The 20,294-nt window shown below is 62.3% G+C and carries 18 protein-coding genes and 2 tRNA genes; 7 read left to right on the top strand and 13 right to left on the bottom strand.

What is annotated here, in order from left to right; translation table 11 throughout:
• The first annotated feature begins 2 nt into the window (after positions 1–2).
• From E3N85_RS01475 to pknB, 5 genes are all read left to right on the top strand, one after another.
• Entirely contained in the window at positions 3–1,232 is a 1,230-nt protein-coding gene (locus E3N85_RS01475) for a PP2C family serine/threonine-protein phosphatase (protein WP_134458669.1), read from the top strand.
• Positions 1,225–2,616: an FtsW/RodA/SpoVE family cell cycle protein gene (locus E3N85_RS01470; protein WP_134458667.1), complete on the top strand. Its 1,392-nt coding sequence runs from the start codon at positions 1,225–1,227 to the stop codon at positions 2,614–2,616. Before E3N85_RS01475 ends, E3N85_RS01470 begins: the two co-directional genes overlap by 8 nt.
• Positions 2,616–4,067 (top strand): penicillin-binding protein 2, encoded by a 1,452-nt coding sequence (locus tag E3N85_RS01465; protein WP_134458665.1) that lies wholly within the window; start codon positions 2,616–2,618, stop codon positions 4,065–4,067. The genes E3N85_RS01470 and E3N85_RS01465 overlap by 1 nt, the downstream gene beginning before the upstream one ends.
• Positions 4,064–5,785, top strand: coding sequence for a serine/threonine-protein kinase (locus tag E3N85_RS01460; RefSeq protein WP_134458663.1), 1,722 nt, complete (start codon positions 4,064–4,066; stop codon positions 5,783–5,785). Before E3N85_RS01465 ends, E3N85_RS01460 begins: the two co-directional genes overlap by 4 nt.
• 78 nt (positions 5,786–5,863) lie before the next feature.
• Complete coding sequence (pknB, locus tag E3N85_RS01455; RefSeq protein ID WP_134458661.1) at positions 5,864–7,558, top strand: Stk1 family PASTA domain-containing Ser/Thr kinase; 1,695 nt, start codon at positions 5,864–5,866, stop codon at positions 7,556–7,558.
• Positions 7,559–7,598: 40 nt separating this feature from the next.
• Here the strand turns inward: pknB and E3N85_RS01450 are convergent, their stop codons facing one another.
• Genes E3N85_RS01450 through E3N85_RS01445 form a run of 3 tightly spaced genes read right to left on the bottom strand, consistent with a single transcriptional unit; the run spans position 7,599 to position 8,983 of the window.
• A complete protein-coding gene (locus E3N85_RS01450; protein WP_134458659.1) occupies positions 7,599–8,237 on the bottom strand; it encodes an aminodeoxychorismate/anthranilate synthase component II in 639 nt (212 codons plus the stop codon).
• On the bottom strand, positions 8,234–8,395 hold the full coding sequence (locus E3N85_RS16155; protein ID WP_166783821.1) for a hypothetical protein: 162 nt from the start codon (positions 8,393–8,395) through the stop codon (positions 8,234–8,236). The genes E3N85_RS01450 and E3N85_RS16155 overlap by 4 nt, the downstream gene beginning before the upstream one ends.
• A gap of 9 nt (positions 8,396–8,404) precedes the next feature.
• Positions 8,405–8,983 (bottom strand): class E sortase, encoded by a 579-nt coding sequence (locus E3N85_RS01445; RefSeq protein ID WP_134458657.1) that lies wholly within the window; start codon positions 8,981–8,983, stop codon positions 8,405–8,407.
• Positions 8,984–9,062: 79 nt separating this feature from the next.
• On the opposite strand from E3N85_RS01445, the gene E3N85_RS01440 reads away from it, so the two are divergent.
• Entirely contained in the window at positions 9,063–9,308 is a 246-nt protein-coding gene (locus E3N85_RS01440) for a cell division protein CrgA (protein WP_134458655.1), read from the top strand.
• Positions 9,309–9,466: 158 nt separating this feature from the next.
• Here the strand turns inward: E3N85_RS01440 and E3N85_RS01435 are convergent, their stop codons facing one another.
• Both E3N85_RS01435 and E3N85_RS01430 read right to left on the bottom strand, forming a co-directional pair.
• Positions 9,467–10,303, bottom strand: coding sequence for a rhomboid family intramembrane serine protease (locus tag E3N85_RS01435; RefSeq protein ID WP_134458653.1), 837 nt, complete (start codon positions 10,301–10,303; stop codon positions 9,467–9,469).
• Positions 10,304–10,323: 20 nt separating this feature from the next.
• On the bottom strand, positions 10,324–10,863 hold the full coding sequence (locus tag E3N85_RS01430; RefSeq protein WP_134458651.1) for a peptidylprolyl isomerase: 540 nt from the start codon (positions 10,861–10,863) through the stop codon (positions 10,324–10,326).
• 152 nt (positions 10,864–11,015) lie between these two features.
• Here E3N85_RS01430 and E3N85_RS01425 point away from each other — a divergent pair, with 152 nt between their 5' ends.
• Positions 11,016–11,543, top strand: coding sequence for a hypothetical protein (locus tag E3N85_RS01425; protein ID WP_134458649.1), 528 nt, complete (start codon positions 11,016–11,018; stop codon positions 11,541–11,543).
• 202 nt (positions 11,544–11,745) lie between these two features.
• Here the strand turns inward: E3N85_RS01425 and E3N85_RS01420 are convergent.
• From E3N85_RS01420 to dnaN, 8 genes are all read right to left on the bottom strand, one after another.
• Positions 11,746–11,818 (bottom strand) — tRNA-Ala (locus E3N85_RS01420).
• Positions 11,819–11,876: 58 nt separating this feature from the next.
• Positions 11,877–11,950 (bottom strand) — tRNA-Ile (locus tag E3N85_RS01415).
• Positions 11,951–12,099: 149 nt separating this feature from the next.
• A complete protein-coding gene (locus E3N85_RS01410) occupies positions 12,100–12,504 on the bottom strand; it encodes a DUF3566 domain-containing protein (protein WP_134458647.1) in 405 nt (134 codons plus the stop codon).
• The gene (gene gyrA / locus E3N85_RS01405; protein WP_370288966.1) at positions 12,497–15,112 is read right to left on the bottom strand and encodes a DNA gyrase subunit A; all 2,616 of its coding nucleotides are present in this window, start codon (positions 15,110–15,112) and stop codon (positions 12,497–12,499) included. The genes E3N85_RS01410 and gyrA overlap by 8 nt, the downstream gene beginning before the upstream one ends.
• A 25-nt stretch (positions 15,113–15,137) precedes the next feature.
• A complete protein-coding gene (gyrB, locus tag E3N85_RS01400; protein ID WP_134458643.1) occupies positions 15,138–17,174 on the bottom strand; it encodes a DNA topoisomerase (ATP-hydrolyzing) subunit B in 2,037 nt (678 codons plus the stop codon).
• Positions 17,175–17,295: 121 nt separating this feature from the next.
• Positions 17,296–17,835, bottom strand: coding sequence for a DUF721 domain-containing protein (locus E3N85_RS01395; protein WP_134458641.1), 540 nt, complete (start codon positions 17,833–17,835; stop codon positions 17,296–17,298).
• A complete protein-coding gene (gene recF, locus E3N85_RS01390; RefSeq protein ID WP_134458639.1) occupies positions 17,828–18,997 on the bottom strand; it encodes a DNA replication/repair protein RecF in 1,170 nt (389 codons plus the stop codon). Before recF ends, E3N85_RS01395 begins: the two co-directional genes overlap by 8 nt.
• 5 nt (positions 18,998–19,002) lie before the next feature.
• A complete protein-coding gene (gene dnaN / locus E3N85_RS01385) occupies positions 19,003–20,151 on the bottom strand; it encodes a DNA polymerase III subunit beta (RefSeq protein ID WP_134458637.1) in 1,149 nt (382 codons plus the stop codon).
• Between the last annotated feature and the right edge of the window lie 143 nt (positions 20,152–20,294).

Raw genomic sequence — 20,294 nt, 5'->3', positions numbered from 1 at the left:
TCATGGCGACGGTCAGTCATAGCGCAGCCGCGTCTCACGTCGGCAAGATTCGCTCCAACAATCAGGACTCCGGCTACGCCGGACGCTCCCTATTTGTGGTCGCCGACGGCATGGGTGGTCACGCCGGCGGCGATGTGGCGTCGTCGATCGCCACAAAGCGCATCATCGAGGCCGACCAGCACTATGCCAGCGCCCAGGACGCCGAATTCGCCCTGCAGGCCGCCCTCATCGGCGCTAACGCCCAGCTGGCCGAGACGGTGTTCGAACACGCCGAACTGACCGGCATGGGCACGACCGTCAGCGCCATCGTCGTTCTCGAAGGCGAGGTCGCGATCGCCCACATCGGCGACTCACGCATCTATCTGCTGCGCGACAATGAACTCTCCCAGATCACCATCGACCACACCTTCGTGCAGCGTCTGGTCGATAGCGGTCGCATCACCGAGGCTGAAGCCATGGTGCATCCGCGCCGCTCGGTGCTCATGCGCGTGCTCGGCGACGTCGAGGCGAGCCCGGAAATCGACACGTCCATCCTGGCCACGATCGCCGGCGACCGCTGGCTGCTCTGCTCCGACGGCCTCACCGGCGTCGTCTCACACACCGCAATGACCTCCGCCCTCGCGAGCGGTGCCAACGCCCAGGATGTCGCCGACCTGTTGGTCAAAGAGAGCCTCGACGGTGGCGCTCCCGACAACGTGACCGTGGTCATCGTCGACGTCGGCGACGATGTCGCCCGCACCGACAGCCCGGTCATCGTCGGCTCCGCCGCGAATCCGCTCGCGTTCGGTGAGGAACCCGGTCGCAACCGCTCCTTGCGCATTCCGGCCCTGCGCCTGCACCCGGTGCGCGAAACCCACTTCGAGCCCGATTCGCAGGATTACCTCTCCGAACTCATCGAAGAGGATGCCCGCCGCGCCCGCCGCCGCAAGGCCACCTGGTTGATCGGTGTCATTCTGCTGGTGCTCAGCCTGGTCACGACCACGGTCCTCGGCTACCAGTGGACTCAGACCCGTTATTTCGTGGGCGTCGACGGTAACACCGTCGCCATCTACCAGGGCGTGCAGCAGGACATCGGGCCGATCAAACTCTCCAGCGTCTATGAAGATACCGGTCTCCTCCTCTCCGACCTGCGCGTCTACGACCGGCAGCAGGTGGAGCAGACCATCAGCGCTGGCTCCCTCACAGACGCCACGGCCATCGTCAAGCGACTGAAGGGTGTGATCGTTGACTAGAGCATCCGCTCAGCAGGCAGGCCAGGCGCCGGCCAGTGAACCGGTGGGTCGCCTGCACCTTCCGCAGAAGCTGCGCAACCTCGAACTGTTCCTGCTGCTGATCGCCTGCTTCATCAACGCGAGCGCGGTCGTGCTCGTGCAACTGGGCGCGCTCGGCAAACTCGACCCATCCCTCGTGCTGCTCGGCGCTGGCCTGTCGGTTCTGGTGATCAGTCTGCACGTCGTACTGCGGTTCGTCGCCCGCGACGCTGACCCGTTCATTCTGCCGATCGCTACGGTGCTCAACGGCCTCGGTATCGCCATGATCTACCGCATCGACGTCGCCGACCAGCAGAGCGGCTGGGACAGCGCCGCCGTGCGACAGACCGTGTGGAGTGCCCTGGCGATTTTCAGCGCTATCACCGTGTTGCTGGTCATCCGCAACCACCGCGTGCTGTTTCGGTACACCTACATCGCCGGCCTCGTCGGTGTGATTCTGCTCTTTCTGCCGCTCGTTCCCGGCCTCGGCCAAGAGATCAGCGGGGCCCGGGTCTGGATCCGCGTTGGCAGCTTCGGTACCTTCCAGCCCGGTGAAATCGCCAAAATCGCCCTTGCCGTGTTCTTCGCCGGCTATCTCGTGCGCAACCGCGACAGTCTCTCGATGGTCGGCAAGAAGTTTCTCGGCGCACGCTTTCCCCGCTTTCGCGACCTCGGCCCGATCCTCTCGGTCTGGGCCATGTCGATGTCGGTCATCATCTTCCAGCGCGATCTCGGAACCGCCCTGCTCTACTTCGGCCTGTTCCTGGTCATGCTCTACCTCGCCACCGGCCGTCTCAGCTGGGTCATCATGGGCATGGGCCTGTTCCTCGGCGGCGCCCTGCTGGCGAGCCAGACCCTCGACTACGTCAATGGTCGTTTCAACAACTGGCTGGATGCGCTGAATTCGGATGTCTACGAAGCGCGCGGCGGTAGTTTCCAGCTCGTGCAGGGCCTGTTCGGACTGGCCAAAGGCGGTCTGCTCGGTACCGGCTGGGGCCAGGGACGCCCCGAACTCACTCCGGTCCCGCAGAGCGACTACATTATCGCGAGCCTTGGCGAGGAACTCGGGCTCGCTGGTGTCTTTGCCATCCTCGCCCTGTACCTGCTGTTCGTGGCGCGCGGCTTTCGCATCGGCTTCGCCGGTCAGGATGACTTCGGCAAGCTCCTCGCTGTCGGTCTCGCCTTCGTCGTGGCCCTGCAGTGCTTCATCGTCATCGGCGGTGTCACCCGGGTCATTCCCCTGACCGGCCTGACCACCCCATTTCTAGCCGCCGGCGGTTCCTCGCTCGTGGCCAACTGGATCATCGCGGCGCTATTGCTGCGGCTCTCCGACACCGTGCGCAATCAACCCAGGCTGGTGGTCTAGTGAACCGCGAACTCAAACGCGTCAGCATCGTCGTGATGCTGATGTTCGTTGCCCTGCTCAGCTCTACGTCGATCGTGCAGGCCTTTCAGGCCGACAATCTATCGGCCGACCCGCGCAACACCCGCACGTTGTTCGATAGCTACCAGGTCGAGCGTGGCGCCATCCTCGTCGCTGGCGAACCGATCGCACAGTCCATGCCGGCCGACGATGATTTCAAGTTTCTGCGTACCTATACCAACCCCGAGCTCTACGCGCCGATCACCGGGTATATCCCGATCAACGGCGAACCGACCGGACTCGAATTCGCTCTCAATGCCGAACTCACGGGCAACTCCAACTCGCAGTTCTTCGACAAGATCGGCGCCCTGGTCACCGGCCAGGATCCCAAGGGTGCCGCCGTCGAGGTCACCATCGATCCCATAGCCCAACAGGCCGCCTGGGATGCCCTCGGTGATTACACCGGTTCGGTGGTCGTCACCGAGCCGGCAACGGGCCGCATCCTGGCCATGGTCTCCAAACCGAGCTTCAACCCGAACCTGCTCACCGTGCACAACAACGCCGAGGTCACCTCGAGCTACGACGCCCTGCTGGCCGACGAGAAAGACCCGTTGATCAACCGTGCGATTAATTCGCTCAACCCTCCCGGCTCGGTATTCAAGCTCGTCGTCACTACGGCCGCGCTCGAATCGGGCAAGTACACCCCGGAGAGCACCTTCCCGAACCCTTCCGTCTTCACGGCGCCCGGCACGACGAGTGAGATCAAAAACTCCAGCGAAGGAACCTGTGGTGCCGGCGAGACGGTCACCCTCGCCACCGCTCTGCGACTCTCCTGCAACATTCCGTTCGCTGAACTCGGCCTCGAGCTTGGCGACACGGCCATTCGTGAGACGGCCGAGAAATTCGGTTTCAACAGCAACTACAGCATTCCGATGAAGGTCGCCGAGAGCACATACCCGCGCGGGCTCAACGATCCACAGACGGCGCAGTCGGCGTTCGGCCAGTTCGACGTTCGGGCAACCCCGCTCCAGATGGCCATGGTCAGCGGTGCCATCGCCAACGGCGGTGTCGTGATGGCGCCCAACGTGGTGCAGAAGATTCTCGCGCCCAACCTCAGCGCCATCCAAACCTTTGAGCCGGTCGAACTTGACCGCGTGATGAGCAAAGAAACGGCCGCGACACTCACCGCGATGATGATCAACGGCGTTCAGGATGGCGCCGCAAGCAATGCAAGAATAGACGGGGTCGACGTGTCGGGAAAAACAGGCACAGCGCAGAACGGATCAACCGATCCATTCACATTGTGGTTCACCGGTTTCGCGCCGGCGAATGACCCTCAATTTGCCATTACCGTTCTCATTGAGGACGGCGGGGGAATGGGACAAACCGGGTTCGGCAACAAACTTGCCGCACCTGTCGCAAAAGAGGTACTAGAGGCGGTGCTTAACAAATGAGACCCACAGCAGGGCTCACCTTCGGGGGACGATACGAGCTGCAGTCGCGCATTGCGATTGGCGGTATGGGTGAGGTGTGGAAGTCCACCGACCTTGTCATCGGACGAAGCGTCGCGATCAAGATCTTGAAAGACGAGTACCTCGGCGACCCCGGTTTTCTGGAGCGTTTCCGCGCCGAAGCCCGCCACGCCGCGCTCGTCAACCACGAGGGCATTGCAAATGTCTTTGACTACGGCGAAGAAGACGGCAGCGCCTTCCTCGTCATGGAACTCGTTCCCGGCGAAGCCCTGTCCACCATTCTTGAACGCGAACACGTATTGCCGGCCGACAAGGTGCTCGACATCGTCGCGCAGACCTCGGCCGCGCTGCACGCCGCCCACGCCGCGGGTCTCGTGCATCGCGACATCAAGCCCGGCAACCTGCTCATCACGCCCGAGGGCCGGGTGAAGATCACCGACTTCGGCATCGCCCGCATCGCCGACCAGGTGCCGCTCACCGCGACCGGCCAGGTCATGGGTACCGTGCAGTACCTCTCGCCCGAGCAGGCCAGCGGACACCCAGCATCACCGACCACCGACATCTACTCCATCGGCATCGTCGCGTACGAGTCACTCGCCGGCCGACGTCCGTTCACGGGTGAGTCGCAGGTGGCCATCGCCATGGCGCAGATCAATGAGATCGCGCCCGATCTGCCGGTAACCGTGTCCGAACCGGTGCGCAACCTCGTCTTTGCCTGCCTCGCCAAGAACCCGGCCGACCGTCCGGCCTCGGCGGCTCACCTGGCGCGCGCGGCATCCGCTCTGCGTCGCGGTGACGTGGCCGCAGCGGCCGTGGCCGTACCGTCACTACTGGGTGGTCTCACGGCCACGAGCGCCACCATGCTCATGCCCGGCGCCGGCGCCGGCAACGACCAGGCCACGACCATCCTTCCGGCGACCGGTGTCCCCGTCACGCGGGCATCCACTGCCGCCGCCCAGGCGGAGAAGAAGAAGACCAGTAAGTGGACCTGGCCTCTCATCGCGCTCGTCGTGCTGCTCGTGATCGTGCTCGCCGGCACGCTCTTCGCCCTGGTCAGCCAGAACAACGACACTCCGTCGCCGGTGCAGACGTCGGCGACGCCCGCGGCCTCACCGACACCGTCGCGCACACCGTCGCCCACACCAACGCCCAGTCCGACGCCATCACCGACCCCCGCCAATACCTCGGTCGACCCGGCCGACTTCGTTGGCCTGCTCAGCTCGGATGCCGCCGCCAAGCTCGTCGAGATGGGATTTGTCTCCGACATTGTCACCGGTAATGCGGCCGCGACCGGTGTTGACGCCGACAAGGTCTACCGGGTCAACCCCACCGGACCGGTTCCGGCCGGCGCGACGGTGACACTCACGGTCTATGGGCCGGTTGCCACGCCGAGCGCGCCGACGTCGGCCCCAACCGCAGCGCCGTCACCGGCCGCCCCGGCCGGCACGGTCACGGTGAGCTGGAATGCACAGACGTGCCCGACCGGCCAGACCCTGGCCGGTTATGAGATCGCCACCGAGGGTGGAGCGGCCGTCATCACCTCGGCCAACCCGACCGACGCTAAAACGACAACGGCCACCATCACCGCCGGAACTGAAGAGTTCAGAGTCAAGTTTCGCTATTTCTGTGGTCAGGTCAGCTCGGAGTACTCTCCCACGGCAACCGTTCTGGTAACTGGAGACCCCGGCGCTGGGGAGTAGCTCCCCAGCGCCGTGAGGTAAAGTAGCGCTCACCGTGTCCAACCCGAACACCGTGTTTGATTATGGGGGAGTGCTTTAGTGCCTGAATCTGGCCGTTTGATCGCGGGCCGCTATCGCGTCGGCGCCCTGCTCGGCCGTGGCGGCATGTCCGACGTGCACATCGGCACCGATTCGCGGCTCGGCCGCACGGTAGCGATCAAGCTACTGAAGTCGACCCTGGCCGCCGACCCGGCGTTTCGTACGCGCTTCCGCCAGGAGGCGCAGGCCGCCGCTCGCATGGCCCACCCGACGATCGTCCGGGTGTTCGATGCCGGCGAGGAGACCGTTCCCGACGCGGCCGGTCACGACTCCCAGATTCCGTTCATCATCATGGAGCACGTCGACGGTCGGCTGCTCAAAGACATTATTCAGGAAGGCCCGATCGAGGCCGCCGAGGCTGTGCGCATCATTGATGGCATTCTGACCGCGCTCGAGTATTCGCACCGGGCTGGCGTCGTGCACCGCGACATCAAGCCCGGCAACATCATGATCACTAAGGCCGGCCAGGTGAAGGTGATGGATTTCGGCATCGCCCGCGCCATCTCCGGCTCGGCCACGACCGTAGCTCAGACCACGGCGATTCTCGGCACCGCAGCCTATTTCTCCCCTGAGCAGGCCAAGGGCGAGTCCGTAGATGCGCGCACCGACCTGTATTCGGCCGGTGTCGTGCTGTTCGAGATGCTCACCGGGCGTCCACCGTTTCGTGGGGACACCCCCGTGGCCGTCGCCTACCAGCACGTCAGTGAGACGCCGGTCAAGCCGTCTACGGTCAACCCAAAGGTATCGCCGGCCCTGGACTCGGTCGTGTTGCACGCCCTGGCCAAGGACCGATTTGCCCGGTACCAGAGCGCCGTCGAGTTTCGCAACGATGTCGAGACCGCCGGATCGGGTCAGATTCCCAACCACCATGTCGGTGAAGAAGTCGGTGCCGGCCTGTTCGGAGCTGCGCCCACGGCCATCACCGGTTCAGCGCTCGCCCTCAAACAGCTCTCCGAGGATCAGACGATGGTGCGCACGCAGCGGCGTCCTCCGGTGATCTGGGTGTGGGCTGGCATCGTCTGCGTCGTGGTCATAGTCGTGGCGGTCATGATCTGGGTCGCGAACCTGCAACCCTCGATGGAACTGCCCGCCAGCTCCCGCCAGGTGCCGTCACTCACCGGCCAGACCTACGATGAGGCCCAGAACACACTCCTCGACCTTGATCTCGCGGCCACGCGTTCCGAAGAGTCGAGTACCACGGTGCCCGCCGATCAGATCATTCGAACCGACCCCCCGGCCGACACCATCGTCAATCCCTCGGACGTCATCAAGGTCTTCGTTTCGACCGGTCCGGTGACCGCGGTCGTTCCCGATGTCACCAATCAGGCAATAGCGGATGCGCAGGCCGCAATCGAAGCACTCGGTTTTGTTTCCGGGTCAGTCACCGCAGAGAACTCTGCGACCGTGGCCACCGACGTGGTCATGCGCACCGACCCGGCGGCATCAGCGGCCGAGGTCGCGGGTGCCACCGTCAACTACACCGTGTCGAGCGGGGTCGTCACCCTCGCGGATCTGACCGGACAGTCCCTCGTCGCCGCGATCGACCTGGTCGGCAGCGACAGCCTTGTGCCCGTCTCCGAGGCAGACTATACCTGCGCCCAGGAGTCCGGTTCCCCAATCAAGGCGCAGTCGCTCGCGCCCGGCGACGTTCCCCAGCGCTCCGAGATCACTCTCACCTACTGCGCCGGCTCGTAGCCCCACGTTCGTCGGCCCCACGTCGTGAGATCGGGTGTGGCTAGCTCAGGCGCAGAAGCGGGTGCAGCGTCTTCGCGGTCTCCTGCGCACCCTCGAGCCCGGTCAGGGTCAGCCAGTTGCCGAGCATGAGGTAACCGCCCTCGGTCAGTACTGACTCCGGGTGAAACTGCACCCCGAGAATGGGAGCTGAGGCATGTCGCAGTCCCATGATGACGCCGCCCTGCGTGCGCGACGTCACGATGAGGTCACTCGGAACGGTCGACGCGACGACGGCAAGTGAGTGATACCGGGTCGCCGTGAATGGTTGCGGCACTCCGTCATAGAGGTCGCTGCCATCGTGGCTGATCAGTGATGTCTTGCCATGCATGAGTTCTTCAGCATTGGTCACGGTAGCCCCGAAGGCCTCAGCGATGGCTTGGTGGCCGAGGCACACGCCGAACAGGGGCACGTCGGCGGCGAGTGCCGCCTCAACGACGGCAATGGAGACGCCGGCATCGGAGGGTTTGCCCGGACCCGGAGAGACCAGCACGCCGTCGTATTCGGCAAGGCGGGCGGGCGCATCCGCTTTCTCGAACGAGTCGTTGCGCACGACGTCGGTGTCAGCGCCCAGCTCCATCAGATACCCGTTGAGGGTGTACACAAAGCTGTCGTAGTTGTCGATAACGAGAATACGGGTCATGCGCCGCCGACCGTCGCTTCCTGGTTGTTGAGAATGCCGTCCATCCATGGGTACACCCAGGTGGCGAGAACGGCGAGAACGGCCGCCACGAGGATCAGGACAAGAATGATGCGCACCCCGATTGGTCCGGGAAGAATACGCCACAGTGCTGCGTACATGGGAGCCTCCTAAGCCTGGGCTGCGATGATGGGTGCCAGCTCGGCGGGAGCGCCGGCCGAGAGTGGCTGCCACGATTCAAGCACGCCGTAGGCGATGATGCGTTCCGCAGTGGAATACAGCGGGTTGCAGCTGGTCAGGGTGATAATACGGTGAACCGGGGTGGCGTCGGGATTATTCGGAAGGGAGGCCAGCACCTGCACCTGTGATGGTGCCACGTACTCGGTATCGCGGTACCGGTACGTGTAGTAGCCATCAACGGTTTGCACGTAGATGGCGTCGCCGAGCTGAAGTTCGTTGATCAGGTGCATGCCACCGCCGAAGGCGCTGCGGTGGGCGGCTACGGCGAAGTTGCCGACCTCGCCCGGCATTTGCGTCCCCGCGTCGTGTCCAATGCCCAGTTGGTTGCTGTTCAAGACGTCGCGGCCGGTGCCCTCGGCAATGGTGCGGTGGTAGTCAGCGCCGAAACGTGGCACATACGGCACTGCGAAGACCTTGGCAGCGGCCGGAGCGAGCGTGAACTTGCCCGACTTCGCGCGGCGCGGGCGCCTGATGACGATCTCGGTGAGGTCATCTGCCGGTGGACACATGATCCAAGTGTACCGATATGACTGACCTCAGCCCCCGCCTCAAATCCACTAAAACAGGCGAAGACGCTAGGATCACAGGATGGCACGTAAGAATCCCCGCACCCGGCCCGCCCGCATCGAAGTTGCCCGCTCGAACGAAGACACGCCCAATGCCGTCTGGTTCAAGCCGGTCATGTTCGGTTTCATGCTTCTGGGGCTGGCCTGGATCATCGTGTTCTACATCAGTGGCAGCCAGTTGCCCATCGCGGGTCTGGGAGCCATGAACATTCTGGTCGGCTTCGGGATTGCCTTCATCGGCTTTCTGATGACCACGCGCTGGCGCTGATCCAGCGGCCCCAAGCTGGCACCGGCTGATGGCCTGACACTCATCGATCCGTTGCCGTCCGGTTACCAGCGGGCATCAACACGGGTAATGACACCGGTGTAATTATCCCCATGTGGATAGCCCTGTGGATAACTTTCCACCCTCGGCAGCCTCGACCGCTAGCTGACGAAGAAACGCGCGAAGCTCAGAAGAACCAGCACGGCTGCTAACGCGCCGATCAGACCGACCTGCACGGACTTCTGCCGGATGCGTCGCGTCTGCACGAAGATCAGACCGAGCACGGCGCCGCCGATGATTCCGCCGATGTGGGCCTGCCAGGCGATTTGCAACCCGGGGATGAAGCCGATGACGAGGTTGATGCCGACCAGCACGAGAAGCTGTGTGGCATTACCGCCCAGCCGACGCTGAATCACCAGGAACGCGCCCATCAGACCGAAGATGGCACCGGATGCCCCCACGACGGGTGTGAAGGGATCCGCCAGAAACAGTACCCCCAGTGAACCAGCCAGTGCGCTCAGCAGATAGAGCGCGAGATAGCGACCGCGACCGAGCAACTGTTCGAGAAGCTGGCCGAAGATCCACAGCGTGTACATATTCAGTAGGACGTGAAAGATAGAGCCGTGCGCGAGCGCGGTTGTCAGCATGCGCCAGGGCTGAAAGCTGTCCGGCTGCGAGAAGACTCCTGCGTACAACAGCAGGTTGGTGATTCGATCACCGAAAACGAATTGCAGCAGATATACGGCCAAGGTTATTCCAATAATGGAATATGTGACCGTGGGCTGTCCGCTGCCGGTCAACCGGGTGAGAATCGCCGGCTTCGTCCGGGGAGCGTTTTTGCGCTGCTCACGCAGGCACTCGGGGCAGATGACTCCGACGGCGGCCTGGGTCTGGCACTCGGCGCAGATGGTGCGTCCACATCGCTGACACAGAATGAAGCTCTGCCGCCCCGGATGGCGGAAACAAAAATTCGCCGCCGAGGTCGGCAGATTACTCATTCTCTGTGGGAGGGTGCTGGTTAGATGGACTCGACGGAAACGCTCAGGATGGAGACGTCTTCGAGGGGACGGTCGCGCCCGTCGGTAGCGACGGTAGCGAGCTTGGCGACGATCGCGCGGCTGTCCTCGTCTTCGACGGCACCGAAAATGGTGTGCTTGCCCTGCAGCCAGGTCGTCGGGACGACGGTGATGAAGAACTGCGAACCGTTCGTGCCGTGGCCGCCTTGAATGCCCGCGTTCGCCATGGCGAGTACGTAGGGCTGCGTGAAGTCGAGGTCGGGGCTGATTTCGTCATCGAACTGGTAGCCGGGACCACCGGTTCCCTGGCCGAGCGGGTCGCCAGCCTGAATCATGAAGTCTTTGATGATGCGGTGGAAGATCGTGCCGTCGTAGAGCGGCGTGGTGGACGCGACTCCCGTGGCGGGGTGCTTCCACTCGAGCTCGCCGGTCGCGAGGCCGACGAAGTTTTTCACCGTTTTCGGAGCGTGATTGCCGAAGAGGTTGACCTTGATCGGTCCGAGGGTGGTGTTCAGGGTGGCGACAGCGGTGTGCTTAGACATACCCCGATTCTTGCACAGCAATCTCAAGCCACTCTGAATGCCGACCCTCGCTCCCAGTGCATTCGCTGGTAAGTCGCCGATTCAGTGGCAAGATAGGCACTCAGTGGCAAGATAGATAAACATTCGCCACACGACATCGATGGAGGGTCCAGATGAGCCTGTCACGCAAGCGCCGCAAGGAGCTCGCTCGGCTGCGCAAAAGCGCAGACGAATTATGGAGCCACCAACAAGAAGTATTGGAGCGGGCGAACGTTCTCGCTCGTCAGGCTGGTCACCAGGCCGGCATCCTCGCCCGCGAAGAGGTGGCTCCACGTGTCCGCGAGGGCTATGACCATTATCTCCGCTCGAGCGTGAACGCCACGCAGGAAGCCGCCGACGGTGTTCGCCGCCGCGTCGTCCACGACGTTCTTCCCGGCATCGGCACCGCCATCGGCACGGTCATGTCCGTGGGCGATATTGCCCGCGACGCCCGTGTGCGTGCCGCGCTGGGTCGCATCCGCTTGCAGAGGCCGGTTGTCGTCGAACCGAAGGGTGCGGGAGCTGGAACATATTTCGCTTTCGGCCTCGCCGTGGTTGCCGCTGTCGGCGTCGCCTATGCCGTCTGGCAGACGTTCCGCGCCGACGATGAACTCTGGGTCTCCGACGACGAAGTTGAACCGACCACAGTCCAGGAAGACTAGCCCAGAACGGTCAGCAGCTCGTGAAGGACCCGCATCCACCGGATGCGGGTCCTTCTGCGTCGACGCCCGTTGCGGCCGACAGGGGCCTGTTGAGGGCTGTACAAGCGCTCAGCCACGGAATGCGCGGTGGGCCACCTGCGCCGGGACCGAGTGCGGGTACATAAAAAGACCCGTCCGAGGACGGGCCTTTTCACCTCAGCTGTGGAGCCACGGGGAATCGAACCCCGGACCTCCTGCTTGCAAAGCAGGCGCTCTACCAATTGAGCTATGGCCCCAATTTCTCAGGCCCGACATCAGCGCGGACGCTGGGATCGGAATGAATCTGGTGCTGCGTGGGGATACCGGGATTTGAACCTGGGACCTCTTCATTATCAGTGAAGCGCTCTAACCAACTGAGCTATATCCCCCTCTTGGGCAGATTGAAGACTACCGGAATCTGGCCGGATCCTGAAATCGAGTGATCCTCCATACGGAGAAGTTTGCGAAATTTCGGGCTGCGAGGGCTGTCTCCGGGCAGAAACAGCCCTCGATCGTGCGTGAAAAGCCGGTTGTGGGTCTAGTTGTTGGTGAAACCAACGAGCAGTCCGCCGGTAATTTTCACGCTCAGGTTGTACAACACGGCGTAGATCGCGCCGAGAGCGGTGATGACGACCACGTTCAGCACGGCCACAACGACGGCGAAGCCCATGACATTACCGATGGAGAGGATGGCGGACAGGTCGCCCGATTCTGCCGCCACAGTGGCATACAGCGCGTCAACCTTGCTCAATACCTCGGTCTGAAGGAGAACCGTGTAAGTGAGGAAGGTCGCCACGATCGTGACGACCGCGAGGCAGACCGCCACCAGGAACGACAATTTCACGCTCGACCAGAAGTCGACGTAGACCAGCTTCAGTCGAACCTGCTTGCTCGGGGCCTTGCGTGTGGACTTCTTGGCGAGTTTTTCGGCGACGCTACTCATTCGGTGAGTCTACTTTCCCTGGATCACGTACGGAAGCAGCGCCGTCTGCAGCACTGGTGTCCATGGTGCCGGCTGGTGCGCCGGTGTCCACAACCCCGTCTTCGTCGGTGGCGACCAGATTACGTTCGATATTTTTCGCGATGGAAATGATTCTGTCTTCATCAGCAAACTTGGCGAACACAACACCCATAGTGTCCCGACCCTTGGCCGGAACCTCCGCGACGTCAGAGCGCACCACCTTGCCGCTGGCAAGGACCACCAGAACTTCATCCTCGGAGTTCACGATCAACGAGCCCACCAAATCGCCACGGCCGTCGTTCAGCTTGGCCACCTTGATGCCCAGGCCGCCGCGATTCTGCAACCGGTACTGGTCGGCGGCGGTGCGCTTGGCGTACCCGCCCTCGGTCACCACGAAGACGAATCCGTCGTCATTGATAACGGAGGCGTCCAGCAGAGTGTCCTCTCCGCGGAAGTGCATTCCGATCACACCGGAGGTGCTGCGCCCCATCGGTCGCAGCGCTTCGTCGGTCGCGGTGAAGCGAATCGACATGCCTTTGCGTGAGACCAGCAGAAGGTCGGAATCATCTTCGACCAGAAGTGCGGAGACGAGTTCATCGCCCTCGCGCAACTTGATGGCGATGATGCCGCCGGTGCGGTTGGTGTCGTATTCGCGAAGCGCGGTCTTCTTGATCAGGCCGTCACGCGTGGCGAGGGTCAGATACTGAGCGACGTCGTAGTCGCGAATGTCAAGGATTTGGGCGATTTCTTCACCCGGCTGCAGGGCGAGCAGGTTGGCGACGTGCTGCCCCTTGGCGTCACGACCGGATTCCTGCGCTTCATAGGCCTTGGCGCGGTAAACCCGGCCGGTGTTGGTGAAGAACAGCAGCCAGTGGTGCGTCGTGGTGACGAAGAAGTGTTCGACCACGTCATCGGCCCGCAGCTGAGCCCCCTTGACGCCCTTACCCCCGCGGTGCTGGTTGCGATAGTTGTCGCTACGGGTGCGTTTGATGTACCCGCCGCGGGTGACGGTAACCACCATCTCCTCTTCGGGGATGAGATCTTCGACGGACATGTCGCCGTCGAAACCGAACATGATCTCGGTACGGCGGTCGTCGCCGAACTTCCCGGTGATCTCGGCGAGTTCCTCGCTGATGATCGTTCGCTGGCGTTCGGGGCTGGCCAGAATCGACTTGAATTCCGCGATCTGCAGTTCGAGTTCGGCGGCCTGGTCGATGATCTTCTGACGCTCGAGGGCGGCGAGGCGACGCAGCTGCATGGTGAGGATGGCATCGGCCTGCAGTTTGTCCACGACGAGCAGGGCCATCAGGCCCTCGCGGGCGTCGTCGACCGTGTTCGACCGACGGATGAGCGCGATCACCTCGTCGAGGGCGTCGAGCGCCTTGAGATAGCCACGCAAAATGTGCGCGTCAGCTTCGGCCTTGTTCAGACGGAACTGGGTGCGCCTGACAATGACCTCGATCTGGTGTGCGACCCAGGCCGAGATGAAGCCGTCGAGCGCGAGCGTGCGCGGCACGCCGTCGACGATGGCGAGCATGTTGGCGCCGAAGTTTTCCTGCAGCTGGGTGTGCTTGTACAGGTTGTTCAGCACGACCTTGGCTACGGCGTCGCGTTTGAGCACGATCACGAGGCGCTGGCCGGTTCGGCCACTGGTCTCATCGCGAATGTCCGCGATACCGGTGATCTTGGCGTCCTTGACCAGGTCGGCGATCTTGATCGCGAGGTTGTCGGGATTCACCTGGTAAGGCAGCTCGGTGATCACGAGGCAGGTGCGACCCTGAATCTCTTCGATGCTGACCACGGCCCGCATCGTGATGGAGCCGCGACCAGTGCGGTAGGCGTCCTGGATTCCCTTGACGCCTAGAATCTGTGCGCCGGTGGGAAAGTCAGGGCCCTTGATGCGCGCAATCAGCGCTTCGAGTAGTTCCTCGCGGCTGGCCCCGGGGTTTTGCAGATACCACTGGGCGCCCGCGGCGACTTCGCGCAGGTTGTGCGGCGGAATGTTGGTGGCCATACCGACGGCGATACCCACCGAGCCGTTGACCAGCAGGTTTGGAAATCGGGCCGGCAGCACGGTCGGCTCGAGGGTGCGACCGTCATAATTGTCCTGAAAATCGACGGTGTCCTCGTCGATGTCCCGCACCATTTCCAGGGCCAGCGGGGCCATTTTCGTTTCGGTGTATCGCGGGGCAGCAGCACCGTCGTTGCCGGGGGAACCAAAGTTTCCCTGGCCGAGGGCGAGCGGATACCGCAGGCTCCAGGGCTGAACGAGACGCACGAGCGCGTCATAGATCGAGGAGTCACCGTGCGGGTGGAACTGGCCCATCACGTCGCCGACGACGCGGGCGCACTTGGAGAACGCCTTGTCTGGGCGGTAGCCACCGTCGAACATGGCGTAGATCACGCGACGGTGCACCGGCTTCATGCCGTCACGCACGTCCGGCAACGCTCGTCCGACGATGACGCTCATCGCATAGTCGAGATAGGAGCGCTGCATTTCCAGCTGCAGATCGACCTGATCGATCCTGCCGTGCTGCACGAGGTGGGCAGCCGCAGCAGCCGCATGTGCGGCCGTCACTTCGGGGGTGATCGATTCGGAGTTGCCCGTGGTGTCGTCAGATGTCAAGGAAACGCACGTCCTTCGCGTTTTTCTGGATGAAGTTGCGTCGTGATTCGACGTCTTCACCCATCAGGGTGGAGAAGATTTCGTCGGCGGATGCCGCGTCGTCCAGGGTGACCTGCAGCAGGGTGCGGGATTCGGGGGCCATGGTGGTTTCCCACAGTTCCTTGTAGTCCATCTCACCGAGGCCCTTGTAGCGCTGGATCCCGTTATCTTTCGGGATGCGCTTGCCGGCGGTGACACCATCGGCCAGAAGCGCATCACGCTCGGCGTCGGAGTACACGTACTGGTGCGCAGAGTTGCTCCATTTGAGACGGTACAGCGGCGGTTGGGCCAGGTACACATAGCCGAGGTCGATCAGCGGTCGCATGTAGCGAAACAGCAGGGTCAACAGCAGGGTGGTGATGTGCTGGCCGTCGACATCGGCGTCAGCCATCAAAACGATCTTGTGGTAGCGCACCTTGTCGGGGTTGAATTCTTCCCCCATGCCCGCGCCGAAGGCCGTGATCATCGCCTGAACCTCGGCGTTGCCGAGGGCACGGTCGAGACGAGCCTTCTCCACGTTGAGGATCTTGCCGCGAAGGGGCAGGATGGCCTGGAATTCGGGGTTACGACCCTGCACGGCAGAGCCGCCGGCCGAGTCACCCTCCACGATGAAAATCTCGGACAGCGACGGGTCCTTGCTCTGGCAGTCCTTGAGCTTGCCCGGCATGCCACCACCCTCGAGCAGTCCCTTGCGGCGCGCGGTTTCGCGGGCCTTACGGGCTGCCATTCGAGCGTTCGAAGCCTGCAGGGACTTGCGGATGATTTCGCGGGCCGGGATCGGGTTGCGGTTGAACCAGTCGGTGAGCTGGTCGTTGGCGACCTTTTGCACGAAAGACTTCGCCTCGGTGTTGCCGAGCTTGGTCTTGGTCTGGCCTTCGAACTGCGGTTCGGCGAGTTTGATCGAGACGACCGCGGTCAGTCCCTCGCGCACGTCGTCACCGGTGAGGTTGTCATCCTTTTCTTTCAGGATGCCCTTCTCGCGGGCGTACTTGTTGACGAGTGTGGTGAGCGCGGCGCGAAAACCCTCCTCGTGGGTACCACCCTCGTGGGTGTTGATCGTGTTTGCGTAGGTGTGCACGCTCTCGGTGTATGCGGTGGTCCACTGCATGGCGACTTCGAGCGCCATCTTGCGTTCGTGGTCTTCCCATTCGAACGAGATGATCTCATCGTTGACCAGGTCGGCCTTCTTGGCGCGGTTCAGGTATTGGACGTAGTCGACGAGTCCCTGGTCGTACTTGAAGGTGTTGCTGACGGCCTTGCCGTCGTCGGTACGGTTGGCTTCACGCTCATCGGTGAGGGTGAGGCGCAGCCCCTTATTGAGGAAGCCCATCTGCTGAAACCGTGCGCGCAGGGTTTCGTAGTCGAAATCGATCGTTTCGAAGGTTTCGGAACTCGGCCAGAACGTGATGGTCGTGCCGGTTTCATCGTTCGCTTCGCCCTGTTCCAGGGGAGCATTCGGAACACCGTTCGCGAAACTCTGACGCCAAATGAACCCTTGACGACGAACCTCGACCTCGAGGCGACTCGACAGGGCGTTGACCACGGAACTGCCGACGCCGTGCAGTCCACCGGAGACGGAATAACCACCCCCGCCGAATTTTCCGCCGGCGTGCAGCACGGTCAGAACGACCTCGACGGTCGAGCGTCCTTCGGCTTTATGAATGTCAACCGGAATTCCGCGGCCATTGTCCTCGACGCGAATCGCACCGTCGGCCAAGATACGAATGTCAATGGTGTCGCAGTGCCCCGCAAGAGCCTCATCGACGGAGTTGTCGACGATCTCATAGACGAGGTGATGCAATCCGCGTGGTCCGGTAGAACCGATGTACATCCCCGGTCGCTTGCGTACGGCTTCCAGACCTTCAAGCACCTGGATGTCGTCGGCGCCGTACTCGTGTGCCGGCTCCCGCTCCGACTCCACTTCTTGCCGGGAAATGATTGGGGACGTATCTGGGGACGTGCGTTCGGGCGTCGGTTCAACTGTCATCTGAAATTAGGCTCCTGACCATCGCACGGGCGACCCCTAAGTCTACCAAACGGGGGGAGATGAACCGGCCATAATCGCCGTTGGACGCGTTTTGTTCATCGGGTTGACCATAATTGCTGGGTCACCCGTAGGTATCGCGCGGACCACGCCCTGGAATTGATCTGGGACCCTTTTTCCAAGACGGAGCGTTGGGGCCCTGAAAACGAATCGATTGAATGCCTGCGTCCGGGTAGCGATTTGCAATGTGTTCCATGATCACGTTGCGCATCAGCCGCAATTGGGTGGCCCAGGCGGTGGATTCACAGTGCACGGTGAGCACGCCATCGTCGATGCCGGCCGGGGTGGAATGATTGGCGGTTTCTTCGCCGGCCAACTCCGTCCACGACGCGAGAAGTTCGGATTGAGCCAACGGTGAATTCCACCCGAGCTGCATGGTGAGCGAGTTGATTGTGTCACCGAGACCGCGCGGGTCGCGCCCGATTCCAAAGGGAACGCTCGAGCCAGCGACCGGCGCACTGCGTTTCCGGCCGCGCGAGCGCCGAGCGTTCGGATCGCCGAAAATACTCTTGAAACGCAAGTAGACCTGTGCCGCTTCACTGGTATTGGATTCCGCCGGATCGTCGTTCTCCTGCGTTTCACGTGGAACATCATGGTCAGCCATCAATGACCGCTCCGGCGTGAATGTGAATCGTGTGCGCCACGAGGGCCGCCGGAACATCTTCGAGCACGGCGGCCGTGATCAAAACCTGTTCGAATGACCCGATCGCAGCGGCCAACCGGGACCGGCGGTGCAGATCAAGCTCGGCAAAAACATCATCGAGAATCAGTACCGGGTCGCCACTGGCCGAATCCTGGCGCAACAACTGGGCGGATGCGAGTTTCAACGACAGCGCGAACGACCACGATTCTCCATGGCTGGCGTAGCCCTTGGCGGGCAGGGCGTTGAGCATGAAGACCAGATCATCCCGGTGCGGACCAGCGAGAGTGACACCCCTGTCCAGCTCGCGTTTACGTAGTCCGGTCAGCGCCGTTCGAAAGATCTCCTGGGTGGAAGGCTCTACCGAGCTCACTGCTGTCGGCGAGCTGAGGGCCGCCATCGCGCCGGGATCGGCGTCTTCGTCAGCACCCAGAATGCTCAGGCTGGCGACCAGCGCCGGACCATGATCTTCATTCACGACGGCCCGATAAGCCGCTCGCAGCGGTTCACCGAGCTGCTGCACAAGCTTTGCACGCTCGTCGATGATCTCCGAACCGAACTCCACCAAACGTTCGTCCCAGATATCGAGTGTCGACAGCTGGTTGCCGCGCATCCCGGATGCCCGAGCCGATTTCAGCAGGGTATTGCGCTGTTTGAGCACCCGGTCGTAGTCGCTGAGCACCGCGGCGAGTCGGGGGCTGCGCAACACCAGGAGCTGATCGAGAAATTTGCGTCGACCAGAGGGATCACCGCGCACGAGGGAGAGGTCCTCCGGAGCAAAGACCACACTCGAAAAGTAGCGTGGAAGATCGCGGGTCTTGATGACTGACCGATTGACCTGCGCCCGGTTCTGTCCTGTACGGTTCAGCTGCACCTCGGCGAGGATATCCCGGCCGTTGTATTCGAGCCTGGCCCGAATGATGCCCGAATCATGACCGGCCCGAATCATGGCTTTGTCAGTGGAGACTCGGTGGGAACCCAGTGTGCTGAGAAAGCCGAGCGCTTCGACCAGGTTGGTCTTGCCCTGCCCGTTGCGCCCGACGATGAGGTTTGGGCCTGGGAAGAAACTGACTTCGGCCCTCGCATAGTTGCGAAAGTCGGTCAACGAGAGCTGGGTGACCCGCACCGGTGTTAGCGCAGCAGCAGGTTGGGCTGAAGCAGGTACTTGTAGCTGTCCGCTCCGGCCTGCTCGCGCGAGGTCTGGCTGGTGATCAGCACCGGCCCTGGCTTGTTCGGGTTTTCCGTCTTCGTGAACGAGATCCGCACGAATTCGGAGTGCACCGCGCTGAGCCCGTCGAGCAGGAACTGCGGTTTGAGCGAGACCACGGTCTCGATACCCGAGAGGATGGCATCAATGGTTTCCGAGGCCTGTGCCTGTTCGGACCCCACCGCTTCGAGCGTGACGCCGTCGGTGGCGAACGTGAAACGCAGGGCCGCCTCACGTTCCAGCACAAGCTGCACGCGGCGAGTGGCTTCAATCAAATCGGCCGTGTTCATCACCGCATAGTTGTCAATTGCTGTGGGAAACAAACGGCGAACGGGAGGAAAATTACCCTTGATCAACAATGACGTAACGGTCTTCTTGTTGGCCGTGAACGCGATTAATTCGCGGTCGTCGCTGTTGGTGATGGAGACCGAGATGGTTCCGCTGTGGCCAAAGGTCTTGCCGACTTCCTGCAGGGTTCGAGCTGGCACAAGTGCCGTGATGGTGCCAGCGGCGGTGTTGCTGCCCGGGTCCCAATCGATTTCCCTAACCGCGACGCGGTAGCGATCGGTGGCGACCAGACTGAGACTGTTTTCCGTTACCTCCAGCTGCACACCGGTGATGACGGGAGTGACGTCGTCCCGCGACGCGGCGACGGCGACTTGGGCGACAGCAGCGGCAAATTCTTCCGCGGGCACGAGGCCGGACTGGGTGCTCACCTGCGGAATGCTCGGATACTCCTCAACCGGCATAGACAGCAGGGTGAAACTTGCCGAGCCACAGCTCACCTTGATGCGTGAATTCTCTGTGGAAAAACGCACCGGTGCATTGGGGAGCCGGCTGGCGATCTCGGCGAGCAGACGGCCAGAGACCAAAACCTTGCCGGTTTCTTCGACCTCGGCCACGATTTCGGTTTGAGCAGATACCTCGTAGTCGAATGACGACAGGATCAAGCCCGTTGCGGTCGCTTCGATAAGCACGCCACTGAGGATGGGCAGGGTGGTGCGCTGCGGTAACAGCTTGACCGCGAAGGAAACTGCTTCGCTGAAGACATCCCGATTTGCCTGAAATCTCACGATGTCATTCCTTAGCGTTTGCGGCGGATGGGTGGGCCTCAATGCTAGCTGTCTTCACCGGTCGGTTCGGTACGGTGCCTCTTCGAGGGGCTTGGCAGTCAAGGTTGTCGGCTAGATCCAGTTAAGGAATTCTTGTTAATCTT

Origin of the sequence: Cryobacterium sp. Hz9, assembly GCF_004402825.1 — a bacterium.
Taxonomy (GTDB): domain Bacteria; phylum Actinomycetota; class Actinomycetes; order Actinomycetales; family Microbacteriaceae; genus Cryobacterium; species Cryobacterium gelidum.
Note: the sequence above shows the minus strand (reverse complement) of the source record. Positions and strands in the feature narration are given on the sequence as shown.